The organism is Deinococcus terrestris (assembly GCF_009377345.1).
Lineage (GTDB): Bacteria > Deinococcota > Deinococci > Deinococcales > Deinococcaceae > Deinococcus > Deinococcus terrestris.
Genome location: NZ_WBSL01000001.1, coordinates 41,050 through 66,450, shown reverse-complemented (window position 1 = coordinate 66,450; position 25,401 = coordinate 41,050). Strand labels below are relative to the sequence as shown.

General features: G+C 71.7%; 30 protein-coding genes. 20 read left to right on the top strand and 10 right to left on the bottom strand.

All coding sequences use genetic code 11. The features are described 5' to 3' along the window. The first annotated feature begins 19 nt into the window (after positions 1-19). The 5 genes from mnmD (at position 20) to F8S09_RS00355 (ending at position 4,898) form a co-directional block, all read left to right on the top strand. Positions 20-700, top strand: coding sequence for a tRNA (5-methylaminomethyl-2-thiouridine)(34)-methyltransferase MnmD (gene mnmD / locus F8S09_RS00375; RefSeq protein WP_152867997.1), 681 nt, complete (start codon positions 20-22; stop codon positions 698-700). Further along, a complete protein-coding gene (locus tag F8S09_RS00370; RefSeq protein WP_322618376.1) occupies positions 697-1,665 on the top strand; it encodes an NAD(P)/FAD-dependent oxidoreductase in 969 nt (322 codons plus the stop codon). Before mnmD ends, F8S09_RS00370 begins: the two co-directional genes overlap by 4 nt. 35 nt (positions 1,666-1,700) lie before the next feature. Next, positions 1,701-2,699, top strand: a complete 999-nt coding sequence (locus F8S09_RS00365; RefSeq protein ID WP_152867995.1) for an isocitrate/isopropylmalate dehydrogenase family protein — start codon at positions 1,701-1,703, stop codon at positions 2,697-2,699. A gap of 257 nt (positions 2,700-2,956) precedes the next feature. Then, on the top strand, positions 2,957-3,874 hold the full coding sequence (locus tag F8S09_RS00360) for a phospho-N-acetylmuramoyl-pentapeptide-transferase (RefSeq protein WP_152867993.1): 918 nt from the start codon (positions 2,957-2,959) through the stop codon (positions 3,872-3,874). Between the two features lie 79 nt (positions 3,875-3,953). Then, positions 3,954-4,898, top strand: a complete 945-nt coding sequence (locus F8S09_RS00355) for a class I SAM-dependent rRNA methyltransferase (protein ID WP_152869792.1) — start codon at positions 3,954-3,956, stop codon at positions 4,896-4,898. Between the two features lie 3 nt (positions 4,899-4,901). Here the strand turns inward: F8S09_RS00355 and F8S09_RS00350 are convergent, their stop codons facing one another. Continuing rightward, positions 4,902-5,132: a hypothetical protein gene (locus tag F8S09_RS00350; protein WP_152867991.1), complete on the bottom strand. Its 231-nt coding sequence runs from the start codon at positions 5,130-5,132 to the stop codon at positions 4,902-4,904. A gap of 73 nt (positions 5,133-5,205) precedes the next feature. Here F8S09_RS00350 and F8S09_RS00345 point away from each other — a divergent pair, with 73 nt between their 5' ends. From F8S09_RS00345 to F8S09_RS00330, 4 genes are all read left to right on the top strand, one after another. Then, entirely contained in the window at positions 5,206-5,850 is a 645-nt protein-coding gene (locus F8S09_RS00345) for a monothiol bacilliredoxin BrxC family protein (protein WP_152867989.1), read from the top strand. 157 nt (positions 5,851-6,007) lie between these two features. Continuing rightward, positions 6,008-6,826 (top strand): hypothetical protein, encoded by an 819-nt coding sequence (locus tag F8S09_RS00340; RefSeq protein WP_152867987.1) that lies wholly within the window; start codon positions 6,008-6,010, stop codon positions 6,824-6,826. Further along, positions 6,823-7,260 (top strand): hypothetical protein, encoded by a 438-nt coding sequence (locus F8S09_RS00335; RefSeq protein ID WP_322618375.1) that lies wholly within the window; start codon positions 6,823-6,825, stop codon positions 7,258-7,260. Before F8S09_RS00340 ends, F8S09_RS00335 begins: the two co-directional genes overlap by 4 nt. Before the next feature lie 100 nt (positions 7,261-7,360). Continuing rightward, complete coding sequence (locus F8S09_RS00330; protein ID WP_152867985.1) at positions 7,361-8,995, top strand: HAMP domain-containing protein; 1,635 nt, start codon at positions 7,361-7,363, stop codon at positions 8,993-8,995. 64 nt (positions 8,996-9,059) lie between these two features. Here F8S09_RS00330 and F8S09_RS00325 read toward each other — a convergent pair whose 3' ends face one another. Further along, positions 9,060-10,025, bottom strand: coding sequence for a hypothetical protein (locus F8S09_RS00325; RefSeq protein ID WP_152867983.1), 966 nt, complete (start codon positions 10,023-10,025; stop codon positions 9,060-9,062). Further along, complete coding sequence (locus tag F8S09_RS00320) at positions 10,022-10,528, bottom strand: PH domain-containing protein (protein ID WP_152867981.1); 507 nt, start codon at positions 10,526-10,528, stop codon at positions 10,022-10,024. The genes F8S09_RS00325 and F8S09_RS00320 overlap by 4 nt, the downstream gene beginning before the upstream one ends. Before the next feature lie 92 nt (positions 10,529-10,620). Between F8S09_RS00320 and F8S09_RS00315 the strand changes: the two genes are divergently transcribed. Further along, positions 10,621-11,340, top strand: coding sequence for a cytochrome c4 (locus F8S09_RS00315; RefSeq protein ID WP_194165170.1), 720 nt, complete (start codon positions 10,621-10,623; stop codon positions 11,338-11,340). 7 nt (positions 11,341-11,347) lie between these two features. Here the strand turns inward: F8S09_RS00315 and F8S09_RS00310 are convergent, their stop codons facing one another. After that, the gene (locus F8S09_RS00310) at positions 11,348-11,674 is read right to left on the bottom strand and encodes an HNH endonuclease (RefSeq protein WP_322618374.1); all 327 of its coding nucleotides are present in this window, start codon (positions 11,672-11,674) and stop codon (positions 11,348-11,350) included. A gap of 125 nt (positions 11,675-11,799) precedes the next feature. Beyond that, entirely contained in the window at positions 11,800-12,717 is a 918-nt protein-coding gene (locus F8S09_RS00305) for a DUF1517 domain-containing protein (protein WP_227978455.1), read from the bottom strand. Between the two features lie 153 nt (positions 12,718-12,870). Here F8S09_RS00305 and F8S09_RS00300 point away from each other — a divergent pair, with 153 nt between their 5' ends. The 4 genes from F8S09_RS00300 to F8S09_RS00285 all read left to right on the top strand — a co-directional run bounded on the left by F8S09_RS00300 (position 12,871) and on the right by F8S09_RS00285 (position 16,863). Beyond that, a complete protein-coding gene (locus tag F8S09_RS00300) occupies positions 12,871-13,257 on the top strand; it encodes a hypothetical protein (RefSeq protein ID WP_152867977.1) in 387 nt (128 codons plus the stop codon). A gap of 57 nt (positions 13,258-13,314) precedes the next feature. After that, a complete protein-coding gene (locus F8S09_RS00295; RefSeq protein WP_152867975.1) occupies positions 13,315-14,205 on the top strand; it encodes a YtxH domain-containing protein in 891 nt (296 codons plus the stop codon). A gap of 115 nt (positions 14,206-14,320) precedes the next feature. Beyond that, positions 14,321-14,650 carry an ATP-dependent Clp protease adapter ClpS gene (clpS, locus tag F8S09_RS00290; protein ID WP_152867973.1) on the top strand — a complete coding sequence of 110 codons (330 nt, stop codon included), beginning with the start codon at positions 14,321-14,323 and terminating at the stop codon, positions 14,648-14,650. Continuing rightward, on the top strand, positions 14,647-16,863 hold the full coding sequence (locus F8S09_RS00285; protein WP_152867971.1) for an AAA family ATPase: 2,217 nt from the start codon (positions 14,647-14,649) through the stop codon (positions 16,861-16,863). Before clpS ends, F8S09_RS00285 begins: the two co-directional genes overlap by 4 nt. Here F8S09_RS00285 and F8S09_RS00280 read toward each other — a convergent pair. Continuing rightward, positions 16,850-17,626: a hypothetical protein gene (locus F8S09_RS00280; RefSeq protein WP_152867969.1), complete on the bottom strand. Its 777-nt coding sequence runs from the start codon at positions 17,624-17,626 to the stop codon at positions 16,850-16,852. The genes F8S09_RS00285 and F8S09_RS00280 overlap by 14 nt on opposite strands. An 8-nt stretch (positions 17,627-17,634) precedes the next feature. Then, entirely contained in the window at positions 17,635-18,861 is a 1,227-nt protein-coding gene (locus F8S09_RS00275; protein ID WP_227978418.1) for an FAD-dependent oxidoreductase, read from the bottom strand. 133 nt (positions 18,862-18,994) lie between these two features. Between F8S09_RS00275 and yidD the strand changes: the two genes are divergently transcribed. After that, the gene (gene yidD, locus F8S09_RS00270; protein WP_152867965.1) at positions 18,995-19,306 is read left to right on the top strand and encodes a membrane protein insertion efficiency factor YidD; all 312 of its coding nucleotides are present in this window, start codon (positions 18,995-18,997) and stop codon (positions 19,304-19,306) included. A gap of 3 nt (positions 19,307-19,309) precedes the next feature. Here yidD and F8S09_RS00265 read toward each other — a convergent pair whose 3' ends face one another. Both F8S09_RS00265 and F8S09_RS00260 read right to left on the bottom strand, forming a co-directional pair. Then, entirely contained in the window at positions 19,310-19,867 is a 558-nt protein-coding gene (locus F8S09_RS00265; protein ID WP_152867963.1) for a putative glycolipid-binding domain-containing protein, read from the bottom strand. Then, positions 19,864-20,970: a Gfo/Idh/MocA family protein gene (locus tag F8S09_RS00260; protein ID WP_152867961.1), complete on the bottom strand. Its 1,107-nt coding sequence runs from the start codon at positions 20,968-20,970 to the stop codon at positions 19,864-19,866. The genes F8S09_RS00265 and F8S09_RS00260 overlap by 4 nt, the downstream gene beginning before the upstream one ends. Positions 20,971-21,082: 112 nt before the next feature. Between F8S09_RS00260 and F8S09_RS00255 the strand changes: the two genes are divergently transcribed. Genes F8S09_RS00255 through F8S09_RS00240 form a run of 4 tightly spaced genes read left to right on the top strand, consistent with a single transcriptional unit; the run spans position 21,083 to position 23,123 of the window. Further along, a complete protein-coding gene (locus F8S09_RS00255) occupies positions 21,083-21,388 on the top strand; it encodes a hypothetical protein (protein ID WP_152867959.1) in 306 nt (101 codons plus the stop codon). Continuing rightward, a complete protein-coding gene (locus F8S09_RS00250; RefSeq protein WP_152867957.1) occupies positions 21,354-21,917 on the top strand; it encodes a GNAT family N-acetyltransferase in 564 nt (187 codons plus the stop codon). The genes F8S09_RS00255 and F8S09_RS00250 overlap by 35 nt, the downstream gene beginning before the upstream one ends. Before the next feature lie 26 nt (positions 21,918-21,943). Further along, positions 21,944-22,501 carry a GNAT family N-acetyltransferase gene (locus F8S09_RS00245; protein ID WP_322618373.1) on the top strand — a complete coding sequence of 186 codons (558 nt, stop codon included), beginning with the start codon at positions 21,944-21,946 and terminating at the stop codon, positions 22,499-22,501. Positions 22,502-22,511: 10 nt separating this feature from the next. Then, on the top strand, positions 22,512-23,123 hold the full coding sequence (locus F8S09_RS00240) for a hypothetical protein (protein ID WP_152867953.1): 612 nt from the start codon (positions 22,512-22,514) through the stop codon (positions 23,121-23,123). A 110-nt stretch (positions 23,124-23,233) separates the two neighbouring features. Here F8S09_RS00240 and F8S09_RS00235 read toward each other — a convergent pair whose 3' ends face one another. Beyond that, positions 23,234-24,550, bottom strand: coding sequence for a S41 family peptidase (locus F8S09_RS00235; protein ID WP_322618372.1), 1,317 nt, complete (start codon positions 24,548-24,550; stop codon positions 23,234-23,236). Positions 24,551-24,714: 164 nt separating this feature from the next. On the opposite strand from F8S09_RS00235, the gene ftsE reads away from it, so the two are divergent. Then, positions 24,715-25,398, top strand: coding sequence for a cell division ATP-binding protein FtsE (ftsE, locus tag F8S09_RS00230; protein WP_322618582.1), 684 nt, complete (start codon positions 24,715-24,717; stop codon positions 25,396-25,398). Positions 25,399-25,401 lie beyond the last annotated feature (3 nt).

Genomic DNA, 25,401 nt, shown 5'->3' with positions numbered 1-25,401 from the left:
GGCCCTATCCTGCGGGCCGATGACCGACGCCGACCCTTCCCCCGCCGGGGCCATCCTGCTCACGCCCGACGGCTCGCGCACCGCCGTGAGTGCCCGCTACGGCGAGGCGTACGGTTCGCGGCACGGGGCGGCGGCGCAGGCCCGGCACGTGTTCGTGGAGGGAAGCGGGACGCACGCACACCCCACGCCCCGCGTGCTGGAGGTGGGCTTCGGGCTGGGCGTGAACTTCCGGGCGACGCTGGCGGAGTGTGCGCGGCGCGGCGCTCCGCTCGAATACGTGGCCTACGAATTCGACCCCGCGCCCGTGGACCTGCTGCGGGAGGTGGCCGAGGGTGGCGAAGGCTCAGAGCATTCCGCCTGGGAGGAGCTGCTGGCGGGATGGGGTGGACCGGCCCCTCTGACGGTTCGGGTGCCCGGCCTCTCCCTCACTGTCCGGTGCGAGGACATCCGGACGGCGCAGCTTCCTCGGGAGTGGGCCACCGCCCTCTACCTTGACGGGTTCTCACCCGCCCGCAACCCGGAGGTCTGGACGCCGGAGGTGGTGGGGCGGCTGGCCTCGGCCCTCGCGCCGGGGGGCGTGCTGACGACCTACAGCGCCGCCGGGCATGTGCGCCGGGCGCTGACAGGGGCAGGCCTGGAGGTCGAACGCCGTCCCGGTCCCCCCGGCAAACGCGAGCACCTGCGGGCGGTGCGGCGGTGAGGGTGCTTGTCGTGGGGGGCGGCGTCGCGGGCGCGGCGGTGGCGTATTTCGCGGCGCGGGGCGGGGCGCAGGTGACGGTGATGGACGCCGGGGTTCACGCGGCGAGCCACGTGCCTTCCGCGCTGCTCAACCCGGTGCGCGGGCAATCGGGCCAGGTGGACGGCCGGGCAGTAGAGGGCCTCGCGCTGACCTGGGCGCTGGTGCGCGAGTTGGAGGCAGCAGGCTGGTCCATTCCCCACGGGCAAGAGGGCGTGCTGCGCCCGGTGCCCGACGAGCGCACGCGGGCCAAGTTCGCTCGGAACCTTCCCCCGGCCCTCCCCCACCGCTGGCTGATGCCGGGAGAGTTCCCGGTCCCTCTCTCCCCTGGCTGGCCGCATGCGCTACTCATCCCGGAAGGGGGCTGGCTGGACGGCGCGGCCTTCTGCGCGGCGCTACTGAACGCGAGCAGGGCAGAGGTCGTGCGGGGGCGAGCAACGGATTGGGATACCCACTCGGTCACGCTGGAGGACGGCTCGCGGCGGCAGGGCGATGCGGTGGTGTGGTGCGGCGGCGCGGTGGGGTCGGGCCGGGCGGGCGAGGCGGGAACCCACCGGGCGGGCACGTTGCTCACGCTGGACTGCCCCGCGACCACCCTCCCCGTGAGTTTCGGAGCCTACCTCGCGCCGGGGGCGGGGGGGACAGGCGTGCTGGGGGCGACGTTCGAGGCCCCGACGCCGACGTGGCAGGACCCGACCCTGCCCGCCGATTCACTCCGCTGGCTGCTGAACCGGGGGGACACGCTGACCGACCTGCGTGGGGTGCACGTGACCGGGCGCTGGAGCGGCACCCGGCTCTCTGGGCTGGTGGCAGGGCGGCAGCCGGACGGCGTGTGGCGGCTCTCCGGCCTGGGCAGCAAGGGCTTTTTGCTGGGGCCGCTGCTGGCGCGTCACGTCGCGGGTGACGTTTTGAGGATGGGGGCAAGGTAACAGGGGGCACATCCACCGCTTACACTGGCGGGGTTATGGCGAAGTACCGCATCTGTTTGATTGAGGGAGACGGCATCGGCCACGAGGTCATCCCTGCCGCCCGCCGCGTGCTGGAAGCCGCTGGCCTTGACGCCGAGTACGTGACGGCCGAGGCAGGCTACGAGTACTTCCTCGACCACGGCACCAGCGTGCCGGGGGCCACCTACGAGGCCGTGGAGAATACCGACGCGACCCTGTTCGGCGCGGCGACCAGCCCCAGCGGCGAGAAGCCCGACGGCTTTTTCGGCGCGATCCGCCACCTGCGGCGCAAGTACAACCTGTACGCCAACGTGCGCCCCACCCGCACCCGCCCGGTGCCCGGCGCCTACGAGAACGTGGACCTCGTGATCGTGCGCGAGAACACCCAGGGCCTCTATGTCGAGCAGGAGCGGCGCTACGGCGACACAGCCATCGCCGACACCGTGATCACCAAGGAGGCCAGCGACCGCATCGGCAAGTTCGCGGTGGACCTCGCCCTGAAGCGCCGGGGCAAGCTCACGGTGGTTCACAAGGCCAACGTGCTGCCCGTGACCCAGGGCCTGTTCATGGACAGCGTGCTGGAGCAGACGCAGGGCGTGGACGGCCTGAGCACGAACACCATGATCGTGGACAACGCGGCGATGCAGCTTGTCCGCAACCCCTCGCAGTTCGACGTGATGGTCATGACGAACATGTTCGGGGACATCCTCTCCGACCTTGCCGCCGGGCTCGTCGGCGGGCTGGGGATCGCCGCGAGCGGGAACGTGGGCGACCAGTTCGGCATTTTCGAGAGCGTGCACGGCTCGGCCCCCGACATCGCGGGGCAGGGCATCTCCAACCCCACCGCGACCATGCTGGCCTCGGTGCTGATGCTCGACCACATCGGGGCGCACGACGTGGCCCGCCGCATCGACGAGGCCGTGAACACCGTGCTTACCGAGGGGCCGCGCACCCGTGACCTCGGCGGCACCGCCGGGACGAAGGAATTCACCGACGCGGTGATCGCACGGCTGTAAGGCTGCGCAGAAAAGGGGCCGGATGCCAGGACGGGTCCGGCCTCTTCTCATGGCGGGGGCGAAGTGCAGTGGAGTCTGCCGCCGATGAGAAGCACCCCTCCCTCTGCTTCGAGGCCAGCTCCCTTCAAAGGGGGCCAAAACGCCTTTGCCTGATGTATGTCCACCCCTGACGGCCGGACGCCGCGCCCCTCCGTGCTACCCTCCCCGGTTGAGATGCCGCGCCCCTGCCTGTCCCCTGCCCCCCGCCGGAGCCGCCCATGACCGTCGTGGCGGCCCTCCTCTCGTGGTTTCTCGTGGGCCTCTTTATCCGGGTCAGCCGGGCGCGGGGGTGGGGCCAGCCCATCCGGGCCGACGGGCCGCAGACGCACCTGAAAAAGGAGGGGACACCCACGGCGGGCGGCGTGGCCTTTGTGCTGGCGCTGGCGCTGGTCTTCTTCCCGCTGTACCTGACCGGGAACGCGGGCGGCGAGCGAGAGCTGCTGATCATGCTCGCGGCGCTGGCGATGGGCGTGATCGGCGGCATCGACGACTGGCTCAAGATCGTCTCACGCATGCGCGGGAGGGGCAAAAAGGAGCTGCTGGCCCGCGAGAAGTTTCCGCTGCAATTCCTGGTGGGGCTGGTCTTCGCCTTCTTCGCCGCGCCCCTTTCCTCGCACGAGGTCCTGCCCAGCCTAGGGCCAGTCCTCGACGTGATCCTGCTGACGCTGGTGATGGTGGGGGCAGTGAACGCCTTTAACTTCACGGACGGCTTGGACGGACTGCTGGCGGGCGTTGCCATGATCGTGCTGCTGCCGCTGCTGGCGGTGTCGCCCGTCTCGGCGCTGATGGTGGCGGTGCTGCTGGGCTTCTTGTGGTTCAACGCGCACCCGGCGCGGGTCTTCATGGGCGATATGGGGAGCCACGCCATCGGGGCGGTGGCAGCGGGAGCTTACGTGCTGTACGCGGACGTGTGGCTGCTGCCCCTCGCCGCGATTATCCCAGTGGTCGCCGTGCTCAGCGTGGTGATTCAGGTCGTGTCGTTCAAGACGCGGGGCAAGCGTGTCTTCAAGATGAGTCCGATTCAGCACCATTTCGAGATGGTCGGCTGGCCTGAAACCCACGTCACCACCCGCTTCTGGGTGGTCACGGCGGTGGCGACGGCGGCGGTGTGGTGGATTCTGGGCGGCAGACCGTAGGGAATAGAAAGAACCCGGAGGGGCGGAGGCGACGGCTTCCGCCTCCTGCTTTGCCTCCCTCTACACTTGCCGGGTGAAGTTGCCCGACCTCCCGGCCCTCCTCGCCCGCCGCGCCCACCTGCCTGCGGGGGGCACGACCGTCTACCGGGCGGCCCACACGACCGAGACGGGGGGCCTCTTCGCGCTGGACCTAGCGGGGGACGCGGCGGTGCTGAGCCTGTACGCGGACCTGTCGGCGGGGGAGGAAGCGAGACTGGCGGCGGCCTGCGGTGCCCTGCCTGGCGTGGCGGGCGTGTATCTCAAGCGCCGTCCGGTGGAGGCCCGGCACGCGGCGAACGTGGCCCGCGAGCAGCTCTCGCCGCCGGGGCCGGTCTGGGGCGACGCGCGGCCCGAGGTGACTGCGCTGGAGGCGGGCGTGCCCTTCCTGATCCGGCCGGGCGGCGACCTCAGCATCGGCCTCTTTTCCGATGCACGGCCATTGCGGGCCTGGGTGCGGGCGCACGTGCCGGAGGGTGGGCGGGTGCTGAACACCTTCGCCTATACCTGCGGCTTCGGCCTGAGCGCGGCGCTGGGGGGGGCGGGCACGGTCAAGAACGTGGACCTCTCGCGCAAGGTGCTGGCGTGGGGGCAGGAGAACTATGCGCTGAGCGGCCTTCCGGCCCCCGACTCGGACTTCCTGTACGGGGACGTGTTCGAATGGCTCGGCAGGCTGCGGAAACGGGGCGACCGCTTCGACCTCGTGGTGCTGGACCCGCCGTCGTTCGCCAGGGGCAAGGCGGGCGTGTGGCGGGTGGAGCGCGACTACGCCCGGCTGGCGGCGCTGGCCGCCGTAGTGACCGCACCGGGGGGCCGGGTCCTCGCCGTGACGAACCACGCGGGACTGAGCGGCGCGGCTTTCGAGCGGATGGTCGCGGCAGGGCTGGCGGAGGCCGGGCGGCGGGGTCAACTCCTTACCCGGCTGGGGGCGGGCGAGGACTACCCCGGCGCGGTTCACCTCAAGGCCGGAGTGTGGGCGCTGGACTGAGTGTCACCCCCCGCGCGGTGGGGCGAAGGGCGACAGCTCTCCGCCGATAAAGGTGCAGGCCACGTCGCCCAGCGGCACATCCTCGCCCACATCGCCATGCACGGCGATGACCCCACGCAGAAGCACATCTACCACCTCCCCCGACTCGATGCGGGCGAGTTCCTCCGGCGTCACGAAGCCGCTGAGGGTCACGTTGCCGAGGGTGAAGCTGAGAAACTCGGTGGCCTTTTCCATGCCGCAGCCTACTTTCCTCCTCCCTTGTGGACCGGGTCACTTCGTTTTCCAAAGTGGGGCGTATCCTGTCCCCATGACTGCAAACGCGACCGAACAGACCCAGGTGCTCGTGCCCCTGACGACGCCCGAAGAGGTGGACCAGTTCCTGCGGGAGTACCCGCTGGCCGCCGTCTTCAAGGCCGGGACCTGCCACAAGACGATGCAGGGCTTCGGGGTGGTGGAAACCTTTCTCCAGCGCCACGAGCTGCCCGTGGGCTTTATCCGGGTGGTGGACTGGCGTCCGGCGAGCAACCATGTGGCCGAGCTGACTGGCATTCAGCACCACAGCCCGCAGTTCATCCTGTTCCGCGAGGGCCAGCCGCAGTTCGAGGTGAACAACTGGGACATCACGCCGGAAGCCCTGGGACCCGTGTTCAGCCAGCAGGTGCCCGCCCGCGAGGGCACGGGCACGGTGGCGACCGACGACAATGTGGAGCCCTACCGCCGCCTGATGCGGGCCTTCCTGAACGGCGAACTGAACGAGTGGGCCTTCCAGGACCAGTATGTGACCCTCTTCCGCGACGACGCTTCCCTGCGCAGCCAGCGCGAGTTCGAGCTGCTCTCGCGCCTGTTCGGGGACCCCGACGCCTACCACGGCGGCCTGCACCAGCTCGGCGCCCCCCAGGAGCGCGGTGACCTGCGCGGCCGTGTCCAGGAACTGCTGAACGAACTCGGCTAAGCCGTCCCTTTCCGCCCGCCCGGTCGCCACGCCGGGCGGGTTTGCTCTGCCCGCCGGATGAGGGGGGTGTAAGCGAACGGTAAGAGGGACTGAGGTGTGATGGGGACCTGAGCGTGACCCTCCACGTGCCCTTCTCCTGTCTCCGAGGTGACCCCCCATGCCCCAGCCCCGGCTTCCCCTTCCGCCTGAACCCGCCGTATACAGCGGCCTGCACACCGACCACTATCCCTGGACCGAGGTCACGACCGATTTGCTGACCCGTCAGGGCCAGGGCCTGAGCGCCGTGTTCGACGCGCAGCAGGGGCCGCACTGGGCACGCTTCGTATGGGTGGGCGGGGCGCTGCGCGGCGGGTTCACCGCCCGTGGCGAGGTGGGGTGGCCGCAGGCGATGGCCGGGCTGCCCCGCGCCCAGGTCACCCTGACGCCGCTGCCCCCCGCCCTCGCCGAGACCCTCTGGGCGGCCCATACCCACAGCCCGCAGCCGCTGGAGGAGGGCTGGCCGGGGGGCCGTGCCCGACTGGAGGGGGGCCGCTTTTCGGGCGTGCTGCTCGCGAACGGGGCGTGCAGCTACTGGCAGGGCGGGCGGCTCCTCGGCGGGGCGTTGCCGGAGCCGGGCACCGCGTGCGAGCTGCTGGGCGAACTGAGGCAGGCGCCCTCCGATGCGGCGATGCTGGTCTTCTGGAAGGACCTGATCGCGGCGACCCACAGCCACGCGCCGCTGGACGAGGCGTGGCGCAGCGTGTGCGTGCGGCTCGCGGCCGAGCACGCCTGCCTCGACCCCTTCGCGCGGGAGGTCACGGTGCAGGGAGGCCACCTGATGGTGGAACCTGGTGTGCCCGCCCACGAACTGCACCCGGCCCTGCTGACCGCCTTCCGTGCCAGCCTCGCGCGGCTGGGGCAGCCGCTGAATGATCTGCCGCTGGGCACCCTGCCGGACCGGCCCGAGTGGCAGGCGGCCGGGCTGGGGGCCGCGTGACCGCCGCGTCGCTGGCGGGCAGCGCCCCGGCGGGGGTGCCGACCTGGCCCGAGGGCCTGCGCGACGAGCTGCCGCTGCCTTTCGTGCTGTGGCGGGTGCTGCACCACATTGACGGCGTGCGCACCGCGGCCGAGGTCGCCGCGCTCGCCCGCGTGAACGCGCCCGATGTGGGAGCGGCCGTGGCGCAGGCCGACGCCTGGGTTCGCCGGGCGGCGCAGCGCACCCAGCCCGTCACGGACGAGGTGCTGGACGCCGTGACCGCCTGCGTGATCGCGGCCGTCGGGCCGATGGGCGAATTCATGGTGGACGACGTGCTGGACGAACTGGGCGACAGCCCTGCCCTCAGCGCCCTGCTCTCCGCTCTCGCCCGGCAACTCGGCGAGGCGCAGGTGCCGGTCTTCGTGCGCCACCTGCGGGCGCGGGACCTCGCATGACTTCCTCTCCTCTGCCCATGCCCACCCCCCTCACTCTGCCCACTCTCCTGCCCACGCGGCACCGGTGGCCCGCCTGGGGCGCGGCCCGGAAGGGACTCCCATGAAGTACACGGTCGTGATTCGCCAGCCTGTTCCCGACGGGGTGCGCCCCGAACTCGAAGCGCAGCTCGTCTCCCGCTTCGGCCTCTCGCCCGAGCAGGCCGCCCGCCTCGCGTCCCGGCGCTCGGGCCGCCTGATGAAACCCAGCGGGCGCCCCCGCGCCGAGCTGCTGCTGCGCGTCTTCGAGGAGGTCGGCGCCGCCGTGGCCCTCGAGGAGGTGCGCGACGAGACGCGGCTGGACGTGAGCCCCTTCGAGGGGGCGGCCCCGCTGACCCCCGCGCCCCGCGCCGGGGCAATGGACGACGTGGAACTCGCCCCCGCCGCACCCCTGGGCGGCGCGGCCGACCCCTTTGGCGGGCTGGGCGGCATTCCTGGCCTCGACGCCGACCCCTTCGCGGTGCCCGTGCCCGTCGGTGCCGAGGCGGCCCGCGAGCCGGTGCTGGCGGCGGCCGGGCTGGCTGGGGCCGGAGCGCTCAGCGGCGTGGGCCTGGGTGGACTGGGAGGCAGCACGACTGTCTTCTCGCCCGATCCGCCCGCCCCGCGCGTGACGGGTGGGGACACCACGCCTGCCTCCACTCCCGTGTCCGCCGGGGACGACTCGTGGACGGACTTCACCGGGGCACTCACGGTGGGCGGAACTCCGGCGGCTCCGGCCACCCAGACCCCGGCGGCGGGGACCGGGGCAGACACCGACCAGTTCCTGAGCGCGGTGGCGGCCGAGGGCAGTGCGGCTCCGGCGGGGCGGCGGCGCAGCCTCGCGCAGCAGCTCATCGTGGCGTCGGTCGCGCCGCTGGGCGTGGCGGCGGGCCTCTCGCTGCTCTCGCTGGCCGTGCTGCTGCCCGCCGCGCAGCAGCGCCTGATCCGCCAGAACGCCGAAGCCGTGGCAGTCGCGGTGGGCACCAGCCTCGACACCCGCGACCAGGAGACGGTGAACGCGCAGCTCGACGCCCTGCTGAGGCGCTCGGCGGTGGGCTTCGTGGAGGTGGAGCTGCCCGACGGCACCGTCTACTTCCGCAGCCAGAATCCCGGCCTGGACGGGAGCCTGCAGGGCCGGGTGGCCGACTTCATCAAGGCCAACCCCCAGACGGGCACCTTCGTGAACCGGGGCACCCCGGCCGATGCCTACCGCGAGCAGCTCGCGCAACTCGAGGAAGTCGGCGCGGGCGAATCCGCCCAGGCCCGCGAGCTGCGTGCCCTGGCCGGGGACGAGGAGAACCAGCGCGGCGGCAACGAAACGTTCATCGTGAGCCGCCTGGGCGTGGTCGAGGGCCGGGACGGGGTCCGCACCCCGGTGGACGCCTCCGAGCGCCCGGGCGACCTGCTCTACCGCATCGCGGTGGGCGTGGACAGCACCGAGGCAAACCAGCGGCTGCGGACCACCCTGCTGCTGGTGCTGGGGATCTCACTGCTCGCCGCGCTGGCCGCCGCCGCCCTGACCCTGCGGGCCACCCGCCGCATCGTGCAGCCCATCGAACGCCTCGTGAAGTCCGCCGAGGCCATCAGCATGGGCGACCTCGCCCAGCCGGTGCGGGCCGACCGCAACGACGAGATCGGCGACCTCGCGCAGGCCCTGGAGCGCATGCGCCTGAGCCTGGAATCGGCGATGGAGCGCCTGCGTCGGCGCAAGCGGGCGTAACCCGACGTGGGGCGGGGTGGGCCGGGAGGGGCGCGGGTTCGCCCTCCCGGCCCACCCCCTTGAGTTACACCTCGATGCGGAAAGGCTCGCGCAGCCCCGCCTCCGCCGTCTCGCGGGCCACGGCGGGCGCGTAGCCGAGGGCCAGCACGGCGCGGTAGGTGCGTTCGGCCAGCTCGCGGTCCCCCTGGGCGTCGCGGACCTGGCCCAGCCGGGCAAGCACCAGGCCCGGCAGGCTGCGGGGTTCGTCCCCGCGCAGGGCGTGCGCGGCCCGCTCCAGCCGGGTGCGGGCGGCGTCCAGGTCCCCCACCGCGAGGCACAGGCCCGCCCCCGCCGCGAGCAGCTCGGCTCCCGGCGTGACCGCGTCCCCTTCCTCGCGGTCCAGGGCTGACAGCAGGGCCTCCAGATCGTCCTCCTCGCGCAGTTGCCAGGCCCGGTCGGCCAGCGCCCGCCGCCGCGACGTCTCGCCCGGCGCGAAGCCGCTGAGGTCGGGCAGGGCGGCCCCCGGCACCCGGTCCCGCAGCGCGAAGAGGTCGTCCAGCGGCACCAGGACGGCCCCGGAACGGCCCGCCAGCTCCCGCGCCACCTCCTCCAGCCGCCGCTCGCGCCAGCGGGTGCCCGGTCCCTCGTCTAGCGCGTCACGGACGGCGGCGTGGTAGCGGGTGACGACCTCCTCCATGTTCGGTGCCAGCACCCCAGGCAACGTCAGGGGCGCAGTCAGCACCGCCGTGAACTCGGCCTCGGCCCGGCCCGCCGCCCGCAAACGCTCGCGGCCCTGGGGGTACTGGTTCAGGAAGCCCACGAGCTGCCCGTGCTCGGCGGCGGCCGGGGCGGAATCGGGCAGGGGAAGGTCCTCCACCCCGAATCCGGCGGCGGGCAGCGCGTCGCGCAGCGGGTGGTCGGGGTCGGAGCCGCTGGCCCACAGCACCCCGCGCACCGCCAGAAAGCGCAGCGCCTCCACCAGCGTGCCCGCGTTGAGCTGGGGGTGCAGCCGCAGCAGGTCGCCCAGGTCGGGCAGCAGGACGAGGCTCACGGCTCCACCCGGGCGCCGCGCCGGGCCAAGGCGGCCAGGAAGCCCTCCGGGTCGGCGGGCGTCAGGAAGTAGGTCCGGCCGCCGGACTCTAGCAGCACCCCGCCGCCCGTGCGGGTGGCCGCCGCCCGCACGTTCCGCACCGCCGGGTCCGGCCCGAAGGTGAAGTGCCCGGTGAGGTACCCCGGCAGCCCGGTGCCGAAGGTCCGCAGCCCCAGCCGCCCCGCCGAGCGCCGCGCCCGCAGTCCGGCATAGGGCAGCAGGGTCCGGCCCAGCAGCGTCTGAATGACGAGGCCGTCGCCCGTCAGCCCGTAGCCCAACCGGCGCGGCGCGAGCCAGAAGCCCAGGCCCGTCAGCAGGGCCACGGCGAGAAGTTCGGGGTGGGGCGGCGGGCGGCCCTCGTCGGGCAGAAAGGCGGCTCCCGCCAGCAGCAGCGGCACGCCCAGCGTCACGAGGCGCAGCGCGGGCGGGGCCTCGGCGGGGGCCAGCGGCACAGGGGTGGACATGCGGACAGTCTAGAGGCCCACGCTGGACGCGCCTCGGCAGGCCCCCGGAAGGCGTACACTGAGAGACTCCTCTCTCCGTTCAGGAGGTCACCATGAAGGGTTCCGCCACTGGACGCCCCCCCCGCCGCCCGTCGCCTGTTCGGCCCCTGCTGTGGCTCGCCGCACCCCTGGCGGTCGCGGCGCCCGTGCTGGCCGCCGTGGCCCAGCAGGCCCCGCCCCGAGCGTCCCCGGCGGCGGCCCTGGAACTGAAGTACAGCGCCCCCAGCGCGGCGCGGGGGCAGGCCCTCGCGGCGAGTTGTCAGGGCTGCCACGGGGCGCGGGGCGTGAGCACCACCCCCGACACCCCCCGGCTGGCCGGTCAGCACGCGGGCTACGTGCGCTTCCAGCTCGCCGCCTTCCGGGCGAAGCTGCGGCCCAGCCCGGTGATGCAGGGCGTGGCCGCACGCCTCACCGACCAGAACATCGCCGACCTTGCGGCGTACTTCGCGGCCCAGCCCGTCGGCCCGGCGTGGTCCGGCGGCGACGCGGCGCTCCGGGCGCGGGGCGAGGCCCTTTTCCAGCGTGGAGACGCCCCCCGCAACGTCATCGCCTGCGCGATCTGCCACGGAGCGGATGGACGCGGCAACGAGCGGCTCGGGGTCGCCAGCGTGACGCACCAGTCGCCGGGCTACGCCCTGGCCGTGCTGCGCGAACTCAAGAACGCGCCGTCCTTTGGCGGCCTCATCCACCCGGAGGCCATGCGCATCGCCCTGCGCCCCGTGACCGACGACGAATTGCGGGCTTTGGCCGAATACGTGAGCCGGATGCCCTGAAAGCCCCTCAGCGCACCCGCACCGCCTTGCTCGCGGGCTGCCCGCGTACCCACGCCACGAAGCGGCGCACATCCTCGTGCGCCAGCAGGGCCTCCATGCTGGAATATTCGCCCGCCAGTTCGGCATTGCTGAAGGTCCGGTGCAGGAACTTGTGGCAGGCGGGACACAGCATCACGGTGGGCAGCTCGTGAATCTTGACCCCCTGCCGCCGCCCCTGCGACCGGGGCACGAGGTGGTGTTCGGTCAGCACCGGGGTTTCGCGCCCGCACAGGCCGCAGACCTCGGGGGCGCGGGGCGGCGGGGGCCAGTTGGACTCGGGACGGCGTCGGGCCACCCGCCGATGATGCCGTCCCTGACGCCGGGGGAACGGGTGGGGCGTTACGAGGGTGGCGAGGGGGAAAAGGAAAGTGGGGCCGGAGCATGTGCCCCCGCCCCCACTCCCTCCAGCCCCTTCTCCACTTACAGCTTGGTCAGCCCCGGATACTTACGAATCGCCTCGTCTTCCGAGAGGAACTCGCCTTCCGCGTCGGGACTCCAGACCACTTCGGCGCGAATCAGGTCGCCGGGGGCCACCGCGCTGATGGCGGACAGGGCCGCGCGGGCCTCGGCGGCGGTGGTCACGCCCGCCGGGGGCAGGTTGCCCAGGGTGTGGGCGGCGACCGCGATCGTCACGGCGAGGTAGAGGTCGGTGCCGTCAGGCTGGAAGGTGTAGTCGCCCCGCTGCTCGAAGCCCGTGTTCACGTCCCGGTTCTGGTAGTTGCTGGTGGTCTGCACGGTGAAGGCGGCGCGGGCCTCGGTCGCCCAGGCCCCCACCTGGCTGTCGGCCGAGCCCGCCGAGCCCTGTGCCCGCTGCACCTCGCCGTAGACCCAGCGCTCGGGATGGCGCAGCAGCACGAGGGCGGCTTCCTGCAGCATCCGGGCGAGGCCCTCGTTGGTGTCGGGATCGCCCGAGCGGGCCACCCGCTGCAGGTCGCGCTTGACCTCGTCGCCCTCGGCCAGCAGGAGTTGCACGCTGACGGCCTGCGCGGTCCCGCTGAGGCTGCCCGCGCCGCTCAGCCCCCGCGCCCCACCCGCCATGCTGCTGCGCATGAAGCCCAGCACACCCATCACGACCACGCCGAAGAGCAGCAGCCCGATGATTCCGAAACCGCCCCCGCCGCCGATATAGCCTGGCCCGAAGCCGCCCCCGCCGATGATGATCGGGCCGGAGTACCCACCGCCGTACCCCCCACCGTAGCCGCCTCCATATCCCCCACCGCCACCGAAGCTGCCGCCGCCACTGCTTCCTCCGCCAAAGCCCCCCCCACTGCTGCTGCCCCCGAAGCCGCCGCCCGACTGCGCCGCCGCCTCGCCCAGCAGCACGAGCGCGGCGACCATGACGAGCAGCAGCGCGGCGAAGGGGAGCGCCGCCCGCAAGGAGCTTCTGGCGGCAAACAGACCTGCCTGGTTCGGCCCAGCTTGTTTCGGCATGGGCGCAGTCTAGGACGAGGGGCGAACCCGTGGCGTCCGCCTCCCCCTTACACTGCCCCCATGAACGCCTCTGCCCCCCCCGCCCTCACCCTGTCCCCCGACAACTGGGACGCTTTCCTGGCCCGCCTCTACGAGCGGGGCGAGCGGCTGGACCTGCGCACCCCCGGCGAACCCTACCCCCCCGAGGAAGACGTGGACGCCTACGTCCTGAGCGCCCACGCCGAGGCCCTGCGCAGCGCCGAGGTGGACGGCGACGTGTGGGGCACCCTGGAAGACATCGAGGAAACGGCGGGAGACGAGGAGGAGGCCTGGGCCAAGATCGTCGCCTTCTACCTCGACCGGGGGTGCGTGCTCGTGCGCGTGACCGGCACCGAGGAACCCGAGGAATGGCTGCTGGAGGAAGGGCTGGCGCGGCGGCTGGGGCTGCTCAGCAGCGCGGCGGGGTGAATCCGGGCTGAGGCCCCCCTCATCCGCTCATGAGAGAAGGCGGCCTAGGCTGATCTCATGTCGCAGAACAGTCACCTTCCCACCAAACGTCTCCTGCTGCTCGGAGCCCTGATTGGCGCCGGGGCCTACTACCTCAGCCGCGAACAAAACCGCAAGGCGCTAGACGCCAAGCTGGCCGAACTTGGCCTCAAGGACGCCGCCGAAAATGTCGGCGAGAAGGTCAGCCAGGGCTGGGAGAAGACCAAGGACGCCGCCGCCAGTGCCGGAGCCGTGATCGCGGACAAAGCCGGGGAGGTCAGGGACGCCGCGCAGCAGGGCGGCGTGCAAGCTGCCGTGGACAGGGCCAAGGAAGTCGCGGGCGAGGCCGGGGTCGCCGTGAAGGGCGCCGCCGCCGAGGCTGGGGACGCCGCCCGTGACGTGGCCCAGACTGTGGGGCGCGAGGGCCAGGACGTGGGCGGCGAGCTGAAAGACGCGGCCCAGGACGCCCAGCGCGACGCCAAGCAGGCCGTGAATCAGGCCAAAGAGGCCGCCCAGGACAAGGCCCAGGAACTGAAGCGCGACGCACAGCAGACCGCGCACCAGGTGAAGGCCGACGCCAAGGACGCCGCCGCCGACATGAAGGCCGGAGCCAACCAGGCCGCGGACCAGATGAAGGGCACGGCCCAGGAGGTCAAGCAGGGTGCCCAGAACGCCGCCGAGCAGGCGCGGGACAAGGCCCAGGACGTGAAGCGCGACGCACAGCAGGGCGCCGAACAGATGAAGGCCGAGGTGCGTGACGCCGCCGCCGACCGGGGCGCGGGCGCCGGGCAGGCCGGAGCCCAAGCCAAAGCCGACGCTCAGGAGGGCGCCAGCGATATGCAGCGTCTCGTGCAGCAGGCCCTCAACGAGACGAAGAAGGCCTCCGATGAGGTCCGCAGCGACGTGAAGGACGCCAACCGCAAGATGTAATTCGTCCCCCTGGGACCCCGAGAAGCCTCCCCACGCGGGGAGGTCTTCTTTTTTCTCCACCTGACCGTGAGCCCCGCCCCGGCTCCCCTCCCCTGCCCCCGCTAGACTCGGCCCCATGACGCGCAGGGACGCCGACCCCACCACGCAGGGGCGCACGCAGACGCTGGAGCGCACGCAGACCCAGCGGCCCCGGCTCTACCGGGTGCTGCTGCTCAACGACGACTACACGCCGATGGACTTCGTGGTGATGGTGCTGGAGCGCCACTTTCGCAAGTCCGAGCAGGAGGCGCAGCTCATCATGCTGGCGGTCCACCACAAGGGGCAGGGCGTCGCCGGGGTGTACACCCGCGACGTGGCTGAGACGAAGGTGGCGCAGGTGACCGCCGAGGCCCGGCAGCACGGCTATCCGCTGCGGCTGGTGGCCGAACCGGAGGCGGGCGAATGATCGGGGATCATCTCCAAGTCACCCTCGGCCGCGCCGCCGACTACGCGCGGGAGGCCGGGCACGAATACGTCACGCTGGAGCATCTGCTGCTGGCCCTGACTCACGACCCGGAGGCGAGGGAAGCGCTGCTGGCCGTCGGCGCAGACGTGGAGCGGTTGCGCGACGACCTTCAGGAATTGCTCGACGGGCTGGAGAGTGTGGACGACGCCGAACCCGACTTCACCCTGGGCGTGCACCGGGTGGTGCAGGGCGCGGTGCTGCAACTGCACGCCAGCGGCAAGGGCCACGAGCAGGCCGACGGCGCCCGCGTGCTGGCCGAGCTGCTGGAGGAGGACGACTCGCCCGCCCGCGCTGCGCTGGAGGCGCAGGGGGTGACCCGGCTGGACGTACTCGCCTACGTGTCCCACGGGGCCGCGAAGGTCGCCGGACGCGAGCGCGAGCGCCGAGTGACCGGGGTGGACGGCGAGGCGCCGGAAGCGGAGGCCGCCGAGCAGAACCCGCTGGAAGCCTACGCGACCGACCTCACCGCGCAGGCGCGGGCCGGGGAGTTCGACCCGGTGATCGGGCGCGAGGCCGAGCTGGAGCGCACCGTGCATATCCTGGCGCGGCGGTCCAAGAACAATCCCGTGCTGGTGGGCGAGCCCGGCGTGGGCAAAACGGCGCTGGCCGAGGGGTTGGCGCAGCGGGTGGCCGATGGGGGGGCACCGGGTTTCCTGCGGGGCGCCTCGGTGTACGCCCTCGACCTGGGGGCGCTGCTCGCCGGAACCCGGTACCGGGGCGACTTCGAGCAAAGGCTCAAGGCGGTCCTGGCCGCGCTGGACGGGCAGAACGCGGTCCTCTTTATCGACGAGCTGCACACGCTGGTCGGCGCCGGGGCCACCGAGGGCGGCAGCGTGGACGCGGCGAACCTCCTCAAACCCGCACTGGCGCGGGGCAAGCTGCGGGTGCTGGGGGCGACCACGCCCGCCGAACTGCGCCACCTCGAACGTGACCGGGCGCTGTGGCGGCGCTTTCAGACGGTGGAGGTGCCCGAGCCGTCCGAGGAGGACGCCCTCGCCATTCTGCGCGGGCTGGCGCCGGGCTACGCGGCGCACCACGGGGTGACGTACACCGACGCGGCGCTCTCGGCCGCCGTCCGGCTCTCGGCCCGGCACCTGCGCGACCGCTTCTTGCCCGACAAGGCGATCGACGTGCTGGATGAGGCGGGCGCGGCCCGGTCCTCGGCGGGGCGGGGCGGCGAGATCGGGGAGGCGGACATCGAGGCGACGGTGGCGCGAATGGCCCGCGTGCCCGTCGGCGCGGTGAAGGCCGAGGAGGTGCGCTCGCTCGCCACACTGGACGCCGACCTGAAGGCCCGCGTGTTCGGGCAGGACGCCGCCGTGGACGCTGTCGCCAGCGCCGTCAAGCTGGCCCGCGCCGGGTTGCGCGACCCGCAGAAGCCGCAGGGGGCTTTCCTCTTCGCGGGGCCGACCGGGGTGGGCAAGACCGAGCTGGCGCGGGCGCTGGCGGACCGCCTGGGGGTGGAGCTGCTGCGCTTCGACATGAGCGAGTATCAGGAAGCGCACACGGTGGCGCGGCTGGTCGGGGCGCCTCCCGGCTACGTGGGCTTCGACCAGGGCGGCCTGCTCACCGACGCGGTGGCGAAGAACCCGCACGCCGTGCTGCTCCTCGACGAAATCGAGAAGGCACACCCGGACGTGTACAACCTCTTCCTGCAACTGATGGACCACGGCACCCTGACCGACCACACCGGCAAGAAGGTGGACGGGCGCGGCCTGCTGATCGTCTACACCACGAACGCGGGCGCCGCCGACGCCAGCCGCCCCGCCCTGGGCTTTTCGCGCGAGGGCCGCATGGGCGAGGAGGCCGAGGCGGTCAAGCGCACCTTCACCCCCGAGTTCCGCAACCGCCTGGACGCCGTGATTCATTTCCGGTCCCTCTCGCGGGAGATTATGGGAAACGTGGTGGACAAGTTCCTGCGGCAGTTGGATGGGCAACTGGCCGAGCGCGGCGTCTCGCTGACGGTCACGCCCGCCGCCCGCGCCCGGCTCGCGCTGCTGGGCTACGACCCGCAGATGGGGGCACGGCCCCTGGCCCGCGTGATCGAGGAACAGGTTAAGCGCCCCCTGGCCGACGAGCTGCTGTTCGGGCGGCTCAGCGGCGGCGGCGCGGTGACGGTGGACGCAGATGGCGAGGGCTTCAGCTTCCGCTGACCCATTCCCAGGTGGGGAGGCTCTCGCACAGCACTTCCAGAATGTGGCTGTTGGACGCGATCAGGAGATGGCGGTAGCGCGGGCGGCGGCGGGTGGCCTCCCATTGCGCCCGCTGAACCTGCCTGAACTGTGCCTGCGCCTCAGCCAACTCTTCCGGGGTAGGGGGTTGCGGACGAAGCAGAACGAAATCCGTGCCCCGGCCGGTGTCCTCGGGCGTCGCGTCCTCGGGGAAAAAGCGGCCGGTCGGCTTCAGGTGGGGGTTGAGCTTCTGCTCGCGCTCGCTGACGGCGACGGGCACGCCGTACATCGGGAACACGTCGGTGTCGTCGTTCTCCTCCAGCATCTCCGTGATCCAGGGGCTGGGGTCGTTGATCACCTCGTACAGCCAGGACTGCGGAAGGCCCTGACGCATCGGGTGGAAGGTGCCGTATGGCCCGGCGTAGAACTCATCGTAGCTTTCCAGGGCGAAGACCTGATTAGGGAAGTGGACGTGACCCTCCCAGCGGCTCTCCCAGGTCAGGCGCAGCAGGCGGCTGTGGTGCCGGGGGTCGCGCTTCCCGTCCGGTCCCACCTGCCAGCCGTCCGCTTCCGAAGCCCGGTAGAACTCGTCCGCGAGGTCCACGGTCAGCGAGCCCTGGGCATGGTTCAGGTCAGTGCGGAGAATGTTGATCCAGTCGCCGGGAAACGACCGCACCGCCTCCAGCAACCCCTCGTCGGGCCAGAGGGCGAACTGCGCCTGGGCATAGCGGGCATGTCGGGCCATGGCGCAGGCTACAGCCGCGCCGTCCGCCACCGCGCCCGCAACCGCTCGGGGCGCAGGCCATAGGCGGTCACATACCCCGGCACCCCCTGGAGGCCCGGCACCCCCTGAAGCAGCCGCAGCAGCAGGCTGGGCACATGCAGCGGTTGGGCACCGTCCAGCCCCTCGACCTCCCGCTCCTCGATCACCTGCTGGGTTTGCAAGGCGGCGATCTGCCAGGCCCGCTGGCGCTGCACGCGGGCGAGGTGCCGGGGCCGCAGCCGCCCCGAGCGCAGGGGGCCGCACAGCACGTTGGCGGCGGCCACCGCGTCCTGCACGGCCATGTTGATGCCCATGCCGCCGACCGGCGAGATGGGATGGGCCGCGTCCCCGATCAGGAGCAGGCCGGGGCGCCACCAGCGCCGCACGCGGGCGACTTCCACGGCGAGGAGGTGCAGGTCGCGCCACTCGGTCAGGGCCTGCACCCGCCCGGCCAGCCAGGGAATCGTGGCGGCGACGGCCTCGCGGATGGGGGCCACGCCCGCCGCCCGCGCCTCGGCGTAGCCCCCCTTGCGGATGGAGTAGCCCACCTGCCAGCGCTCGCCGTGGTCGGTGGTCACGATGCAGTGCTCGCCGCGCAGGTGCAGGTCGATGGTGCCGCCGGGATCGTCCGCGTGCCGGGGCAGCGAGAACCACAGCACGTCTTGCCCCGGCGCGAGCCGCCGCAACCTCAGCCCGGCGAGGTCGCGCACCTTGGAAAAGCGGCCGTCGGCCCCCACCGTCAGCGCGGCGGGGAGGCTGTGCAGCGCCCCGGCCCGGCGGTAGCGCACGCCCCGGACCTCGCCGCCCTCCTCCAGCAGCCCTTCCACCCGAGCGCCCATGAGCACCCGCGCGTGAGGAAAGCGCCCCAGTTCGGCGGCAAGAAAGGTCAGGAAGCGCGACTGGGCCATCACCGTGAGAAAGGGGTACGGCGTCCGCAGCCGCGAGAAGTCCGCGATGACCTGCACGTCTCCCGCCCGCACGAGCCGCGCCTGGTGCGCCCGCGTGTGCGGCAACCCCAGGACGGGCGCGGCCAGCCCCAGCCCGGCGAGCAGTTCCATGATGGCGGGGTGGAGGGTATCGCCCCGGAAGTTGCGCTGGAAGTCGCCCGCCGCCTCCAGCACGGTGACCGGGATGCCCTGCCGCGCCAGCAGCAGCGCCAGAATCATGCCCGCCGGGCCTCCCCCCACGATGCACACATCCTGCGGCCCCGGCGACATGGCGGGCATTCTGGTCTGGCGGGGTCGGGGCAGGCTGTAAGGAATGCTGCGGGTCGGGGACGGCTCCTCAAGGCCCAAGCCGTCTTCATACGTTCCGGCAAGGAAGCCCGCCGCGACCGCCTACGCTCCCCCCATGCCCACTCCCCTTGACCGCCTGACCCTCTCCGGCATTCGCCTCTACCAGCGGCAGCTCTCGCCGCGCAAGGGCTTTCGCTGCGCCCACGCCGCGCTGCACGGGGGCGAGTCGTGCTCGGCGGCGGTGGCCCGCATCGTGCGGGAGGACGGTCTGGTGCGGGGACGGCCCCGGATTGTCGCCCGGTTCGGGGCGTGCCGGGAGGCGCATAACGTCATTCACGGCGGCTCTCCGCTCGCCCTAGGGTCCAGTGTGGAGACGCGCGGCGTGTGCTGCATCGGGCCGATTCCGATTCCCTTCCGCTGCGGCTGAGGATTAGGCCAACCGCTCAAAGGCGTCCGGGTAGAGCGTCACTAAGCCTTTTCCGTCTACGGTGACCTCATTGCTGTACCCACTGTCCATATTCTCGTATCGATAGGTCCGCTCGTCCGTCCGCGTGTAACGTTGGCGAGCCGCCTGCACATCCAGTGAAGGGACATCGACCCAGACGACATGCACCTCCTGGCCCTCCCCAAAGCGCAGGTTCAGGCGGCGCAGGGGGAGGGTGTTGGTGAACGGTGTGACGCGGAGGTCCACATCGGTGCAGCCTCGCAAGAGCGGGAGCGGCTTTTCCTCGGCGGTGGTCCATTCGCCTTCTCCCGACCGGGAGAGGTCCAGATGTTGCCCACCATCAAGATGGCAACGCAGGCGTATGGGAGAACCGTCTCCTCCGAGATCAAGTCTGTAGAGCAGGGTGAAAGGTCGTCCCTCACTGACGCCGACGACCGTTCCTGTCGCCTCTACCCAAGGGATCAGCCGGAGGTGTTCGAGGCTGGGACGGCCAGGGTTCAGGCCCTGCCAAACGACGTTGACCTCACCCGCTCCCCGATTCACTTCCGCCCCGGCACCTGCGGCTCGGTGCCCCGGAAGGCGTCCTTGCCCTCCACACGCTCCAGCCGCACGACCTGCCCGGTCCTCGCGCTCTCGTACATCGCGTCCATGATGCGGTGGTCCTGCACGCCCTCCTCGCCGGGGGTCCAGGGCTCCTTGCCGTCGCGGACCCGCTGGGCGAAGTGGTCCATCTCCAGCCCGAACTGGTCCTCGTCGGGGAGCTTGGGCTGGAAGTCGCCCTCGCCGTCCGAGATGGTCAGCTCCAGGCCCTGATAGGTGTAGGCGGGGTCCATCAGCACGGTGCCTTTCTCGCCCAGCACGCGCAGGGTGGCGGTCTTCTGGGTGCCGTAGCTCGTCAGGCCGTTGGCGATCACGCCGCCGGGAAAGCCCAGCATGAAGCTGAGCGATTCCTCCACCTCGCGGAAGCGCTCGTCGCCCTGCGGCTGGTGCAGCGCCGCGAAGACCCACTCGGGTTCCTGCCCCAGTACGAAGCGGATGGTGTTCAGGCAATAGATGCCCACGTCGGGCAACGGCCCGCCGCCCGCGAGGTCGCGCTTCAGGCGCCACGCCTCCGGGTCGTCCTCGACCTGCCCGTGAATCGCGTCCACCAACTTGACCGGGCCGAGTTTGCCGCCCTGCACGGCGTCGCGGGCAGCCCAGTGCTGGGGCGTGTACTGGCAGCGGTAGGCGGTCATCAGCAGGACCCCGGCCTCCCGGCAGGCGTCCACCATCGCCTGCGCGTCCCCGGCATTCACGCCCAGCGGCTTCTCGCACAGGACGTGCTTGCCCATCCGGGCGGCCCGCTCCACGTACTCACGGTGCAGGGAGTTGGGGAGGACGATATAGACGGCCTCCACGTCCTCGCGCTCCTTGAGGCGTTCAAAGTCCTCGTAGCTGTACACGTCCTCCTCGGTCAGGTCATAGGCCCGCGCGAAGGCCACGCCCTTGTCCTTCTCGCTGGTGACGAGGGCGGCGACATAGGCGTGGTCGCTGGTCCGGGCGGCGGGAATGAGTTCTCCGGCCGTCAGTTCGCCGATGCCGACGATGGCGTACCCGACGCGGCGGCGCTCGGACTCGGGGTGATCGATCTCGGGTTTCAGGGGCATGGTTTACCGTAAGCGGCACGGGGGGCGGGCGCTAGTCAGGGCTTCTTCACCGCTTGCCCACAGGCCATGCGGCGGATGCCCGGACGGGGGGCCACCTGTCAGCCTGGGGCGAATGCCGACCCTCACCCTCCGCGAGCGCTCGCCTGCCGACCTCCCCACCCTCCACCGCTGGCTGCACGCCGAACCCGACCCGGAATGGAAACGCTGGGACGCGCCGTACTTCCACGCCGCCCGCCCTGCCTCTCCCCTGTCGCTGGCGGAGTTCACCGAGCGGGTGGGCTACCGCGAGTGCGGGCGGGTGCCGGAGGCGCGGGCGTGGCACGGACAGCGCTGGGACAGCGTGCGACTCGCCCAGTTGCGGCGCGGGTGGGAGACTGGGCGGCATGCCCCCCCGCATTCGCCCGGCCCAGACCTTTGACGCGGCCTTCGCCGCCCCGCTGATTCAGGAGGCCATCGGGCGGGTGGGCCACCACCTGACGGGCACCACGACCGACGAGGACGCCGCGCACGTCATCGCTGAATTCTTCATGGCGCGGGGAAACCGGCTGAGCTTCACGCACACGCTGATCGCGGAGGGGGAGGGGGGCCGTCCGGTGGGCCTCGCCGTGCTCTATCCGGGCGAGTTCGCGCAGGCCCTCGACGCGCCCTTCCGCGAGCACCGCCGCTCGCTGGGGCTAGACCCGGCCATTCCCACCGAGGCAGGGGCGGGCGAGCTGTACCTCGACACCCTCGCCACGGTCGCCCAGGCGCGGGGGCGGGGGGTGGGCGCGGCCTTGATCGCCGCCTGTGCGGAACGGGCACGAACACTCGGCCTCCCGCTGACCCTGCTGGTGGAGGACGGCAACCCGGCGGCGCGGCTCTACGCCCGCAGCGGCTTCGTGGCGGTGGGACGGCAGAACCTCGCAGGGCACCCGTACACGCGACTGGCCCGGCAGCCTGACGCCTGACGACACCTCACCCTATACTCCGCGCCGTGACCCCTGCCCTGCCCTCTCTCCCGGTCACGCTGCGCGACCGCCGGACCAGTGACCTGCCCATCCTGACCCGCTGGCTGACCGACCCGGCGGCCGAGTGGCGGCGCTGGGACGCGCCGTACTTTCCGGCGGCGGGCACCACCCGCACGATGGAGGCGTATGCCGATTACCTCGCGGCCCACGGTCCCGACGCCGACGAGCAGGTCATTGACGTGGACGGCGTGGTGGTCGGCATGGTCAACCGCTCGGAGGAGGAACCGGAGGGCGGCGGCTGGTGGGACCTCGGCATCCTGATCTACGACCCGGCGTACTGGGGCGGCGGCGTGGGCACGCGGGCGCTGGGGCTGTGGGTGCAGGACACCCTGGACTGGACCGACGCGCATGTCCTGACCGTGACCACCTGGGGCGGCAACGAGCGGATGCTGCGCCTCGGAAAGCGGCTCGGCTTCCGCGAGTGCGCCCGCGTGCGGCAGGCGCGGCTGTGGGAGGGCGTGCGCTACGACAGCGTGCAACTGGACCTGCTGCGCGGGGAGTGGCGCGGGCTGCCCCAGCCATGAGTGCCCGGCCATGACGAAGAAACAGCCCCGCCCCACCCGCGAGAAACCCCTGACGCCGCCCGGCTTCCTGGCGACCCAGGACCTCAAGGAACGCGGCTGGACGCCGGGCCTGATTCGCAAGTTTCTCGGTGAGCACGACGACACCCGCCCCAACGGGCTGAAGATGGGACGCCGTCGCCTCCCCCCCGTCAAGCTCTATCGCGAGGACCGGGTGCTGGACGCCGAGCGCCAGGAGCCCTTTCTGGTCGGTCAGGCCCGCGCTGCCGATGCCCGCGCCCGCGCTGAACGTGCCCGCGAGGAACGGGCCGCGAAACGGGCCGCCCTGCTGGACGCCGCCGCCGAGAGCTACGTGCCCGCCGTGCACCCGGAACCGCTGCGAAAGGGGTCGGTTCGCAAGGCCCGTGAGCCGTACCTGCCGGGGCTGGAAGACACCCTCTCGCGCCTGATGCGTGAGATAGAGAAGGTCACCCCACGTGAGGAAGCCGAACTCCGCGCCCGCTTGCTGGAACGCCTGCATACGGCCCTCGCCGCCGCCTATCCCTGGTACCCGGCCCCGCAGGAGAAGAAAGCGGCCAGCCGCGAGGCGAAACCCAGCGACTGGCGGGAGTGGGAGTGGGATTAGGGGCAGCCAGCTTCCAGCGGCCAGCCGCCAGCACAGCACCACATGGCAAAAAGCCCCAGCCGAAGCTGAGGCCCTCTGCGCTGGTCGCTGGAAGCTGGCGGCTGGCCGCTCTACCTCAGCGTCTCCACCGCTCGCCGCAGGATCGCGTCCCCGGCGAGGTCCACCGTCGCCTCGCCCTGCACGGCAGAGCGCACCGGACGCTTGACCTCGGCGGTGTAGGTGAACTTGCCGTCCTTGTCGGCGGTGACGGTCACGGGCTTGCCCTCCACGGTCAGGGTGACCTTGGCGTCCGGGGCCAGGCCGCTGCCGCTGAAGTTGAAGGGGGTGGCGTTCAGGGTGTCCTTGACGGCGATGTCGGGCGTGATGCCCTTTTTGTGAATCTCGCGGCCCGAGGGGGTCAGCCACGCGCTGTTCACGATGGCGACCTTGCCACCGTCCACCGTGTCCACCGGGATCTGCGCCACCCCCTTGCCGAAGGTCTGCTCCCCGATCACGGTCGCCCGCTTCATGTCTTGCAGGGCGCCCGCCACGACCTCGCTCGCGCTGGCGCTGTTCTTGTTGACCAGCACGACGAGCTTGCCGGTGTAATCGGTCGGGCGGTTGGCGGCGCGGCCATACACCTGGGCGCGGCCCGAGCGGTCCTTGAGGCTCACGATGTTGCCCGACCCCAGGAACTGGTCGGCCACGTCCACGCCCGCGTTGAGCAGGCCGCCGCCGTTGTTGCGCATATCCAGAATCAGCTTCTGCACGCCTTTGGCCTTCATGGAGGCGATGGCCGCGCGGAACTGGTCGCTGACCTTCTCGTTGTAGAAGGTGTTCAGGGCGATATAGCCGATGTTGCCGGGCAGGATGGTCTGCTCCACGTCCACGATGGTCACCTTACGGCGTTCCATCTTGACCGTGTAGGGCTTGCCGTTGCGGGCAAAGGTCACATTGACCGTGCTGTTCACGGGGCCACGCACCAACCGCACGATCTCATTGAGCTTGGCGGTCATCACGTCGGTGTCCCCAATTTTGACGAACACGTCCCCGATCTGCACGCCGTTGTCGGCAGCGGCCTGACCCTTGTACACGTTCTCGATCTTGCCGCCGGTGCCGTCGGGGTTGGCGGCGGTCAGCGTCACGCCGATGCCGCCGAACTCGCCCTGGAGGTTCTGGGCGTCGATGGCGGTGTCGGCGGGCTCGGAGTAGTAAGTAAATTCGTCGTCCAGGCTGCCGAGCGCCCCGTTAATCGCGCCGCGCAGCACCTTTTCCTGGTCGATGGGGTACAGGTACGAGCGCTGGAGTTCACCCAGCACCTGCAAGAAGGCCCGGCCCGTGTCCGTGCGGGTGAGGTCGGCCTGGGTATAGCCGCCGAGCTGCGCGTAGCCGACGGCAGCGGTCGCGGCGAGGGACCCCGCCACCAGCATCATGCGTTTCCGGTTCACCCGCGCAGGATAGTGCGCCGTGTGAAGGCGGTTTGAGGGCGACCTCACCCATTGGCCCTCCAGGGGGACTTTTCCGCGTGGGGACAGGCTGGGCTATGCTGGGCCGCGAGCATGACCAACTTGCCCACCTTTCCCCGTGGCCGCGCTCCCGGAGGCTGCGGCGCGTGATCGTCTTCCGCAACGTGAGCCTCGCCTACCCGGCGAGCGGGGCGCTGGCCCTCGACGACCTGAATGTCCGCGTCCACAAGGGCGAGTTCGTGTACCTCGTGGGGCACTCGGGCGCGGGCAAGAGCAGCTTCATGAATCTGGTGATCAAGCGGGCGCTGCCCAGCCGGGGCGAGGTGCAGGTCGCCGGGGAGCCGCTCTCGCGCTACCGGGGCCGCCGCACCGCGCTGCTGCGCCGCCGCATCGGGACCGTCTTTCAGGACAACCTGCTGCTCGAGCACCTCAGCGCCTACGACAACGTGGCCTTTACCCTACGCGTGACCGGCGTTCCGGCCCGCGAGTGGCCCGCCCGCGTGGGCACGGCGCTGCGGACGGTGGGGCTGGAGGGCCGCGCCGACGCTCACCCGGTGCAGCTCTCGCAGGGCGAGCAGCAGCGGGTCGCCATCGCCCGCGCCATCGTCGCCGACCCGCCGCTGCTGCTCGCCGACGAACCGACCGGCAACCTCGACCCCGACCACGCCCGCGAGGTGCTGCGGGTGCTGCAACACGTCAACCTGCGCGGCACCACGGTGGTTCTCGCCACCCACGCCCGCGACCTGGTGGAGACCTTCCGTCACCGCACGCTGACCCTGCGCCAGGGGCGGCTGGTGCGGGACGATCCGGCGGGGGGGTACGCGCTGTGAGGG

What these genes read in the sequence shown, in the direction of transcription:
- mnmD (WP_152867997.1), top strand. Translation starts at nt 20, where the DNA reads ATGACCGACGCCGACCCTTCCCCCGCCGGGGCCATCCTGCTCACGCCC.
- F8S09_RS00365 (WP_152867995.1), top strand. Translation starts at nt 1,701, where the DNA reads ATGGCGAAGTACCGCATCTGTTTGATTGAGGGAGACGGCATCGGCCAC.
- F8S09_RS00360 (WP_152867993.1), top strand. Translation starts at nt 2,957, where the DNA reads ATGACCGTCGTGGCGGCCCTCCTCTCGTGGTTTCTCGTGGGCCTCTTT.
- F8S09_RS00350 (WP_152867991.1), bottom strand. Translation starts at nt 5,132, where the DNA reads ATGGAAAAGGCCACCGAGTTTCTCAGCTTCACCCTCGGCAACGTGACC.
- F8S09_RS00345 (WP_152867989.1), top strand. Translation starts at nt 5,206, where the DNA reads ATGACTGCAAACGCGACCGAACAGACCCAGGTGCTCGTGCCCCTGACG.
- F8S09_RS00340 (WP_152867987.1), top strand. Translation starts at nt 6,008, where the DNA reads ATGCCCCAGCCCCGGCTTCCCCTTCCGCCTGAACCCGCCGTATACAGC.
- F8S09_RS00330 (WP_152867985.1), top strand. Translation starts at nt 7,361, where the DNA reads ATGAAGTACACGGTCGTGATTCGCCAGCCTGTTCCCGACGGGGTGCGC.
- F8S09_RS00320 (WP_152867981.1), bottom strand. Translation starts at nt 10,528, where the DNA reads ATGTCCACCCCTGTGCCGCTGGCCCCCGCCGAGGCCCCGCCCGCGCTG.
- F8S09_RS00315 (WP_194165170.1), top strand. Translation starts at nt 10,621, where the DNA reads ATGAAGGGTTCCGCCACTGGACGCCCCCCCCGCCGCCCGTCGCCTGTT.
- F8S09_RS00305 (WP_227978455.1), bottom strand. Translation starts at nt 12,717, where the DNA reads ATGGTCGCCGCGCTCGTGCTGCTGGGCGAGGCGGCGGCGCAGTCGGGC.
- F8S09_RS00300 (WP_152867977.1), top strand. Translation starts at nt 12,871, where the DNA reads ATGAACGCCTCTGCCCCCCCCGCCCTCACCCTGTCCCCCGACAACTGG.
- F8S09_RS00295 (WP_152867975.1), top strand. Translation starts at nt 13,315, where the DNA reads ATGTCGCAGAACAGTCACCTTCCCACCAAACGTCTCCTGCTGCTCGGA.
- clpS (WP_152867973.1), top strand. Translation starts at nt 14,321, where the DNA reads ATGACGCGCAGGGACGCCGACCCCACCACGCAGGGGCGCACGCAGACG.
- F8S09_RS00285 (WP_152867971.1), top strand. Translation starts at nt 14,647, where the DNA reads ATGATCGGGGATCATCTCCAAGTCACCCTCGGCCGCGCCGCCGACTAC.
- F8S09_RS00280 (WP_152867969.1), bottom strand. Translation starts at nt 17,626, where the DNA reads ATGGCCCGACATGCCCGCTATGCCCAGGCGCAGTTCGCCCTCTGGCCC.
- F8S09_RS00275 (WP_227978418.1), bottom strand. Translation starts at nt 18,861, where the DNA reads ATGTCGCCGGGGCCGCAGGATGTGTGCATCGTGGGGGGAGGCCCGGCG.
- yidD (WP_152867965.1), top strand. Translation starts at nt 18,995, where the DNA reads ATGCCCACTCCCCTTGACCGCCTGACCCTCTCCGGCATTCGCCTCTAC.
- F8S09_RS00260 (WP_152867961.1), bottom strand. Translation starts at nt 20,970, where the DNA reads ATGCCCCTGAAACCCGAGATCGATCACCCCGAGTCCGAGCGCCGCCGC.
- F8S09_RS00255 (WP_152867959.1), top strand. Translation starts at nt 21,083, where the DNA reads ATGCCGACCCTCACCCTCCGCGAGCGCTCGCCTGCCGACCTCCCCACC.
- F8S09_RS00250 (WP_152867957.1), top strand. Translation starts at nt 21,354, where the DNA reads ATGCCCCCCCGCATTCGCCCGGCCCAGACCTTTGACGCGGCCTTCGCC.
- F8S09_RS00240 (WP_152867953.1), top strand. Translation starts at nt 22,512, where the DNA reads ATGACGAAGAAACAGCCCCGCCCCACCCGCGAGAAACCCCTGACGCCG.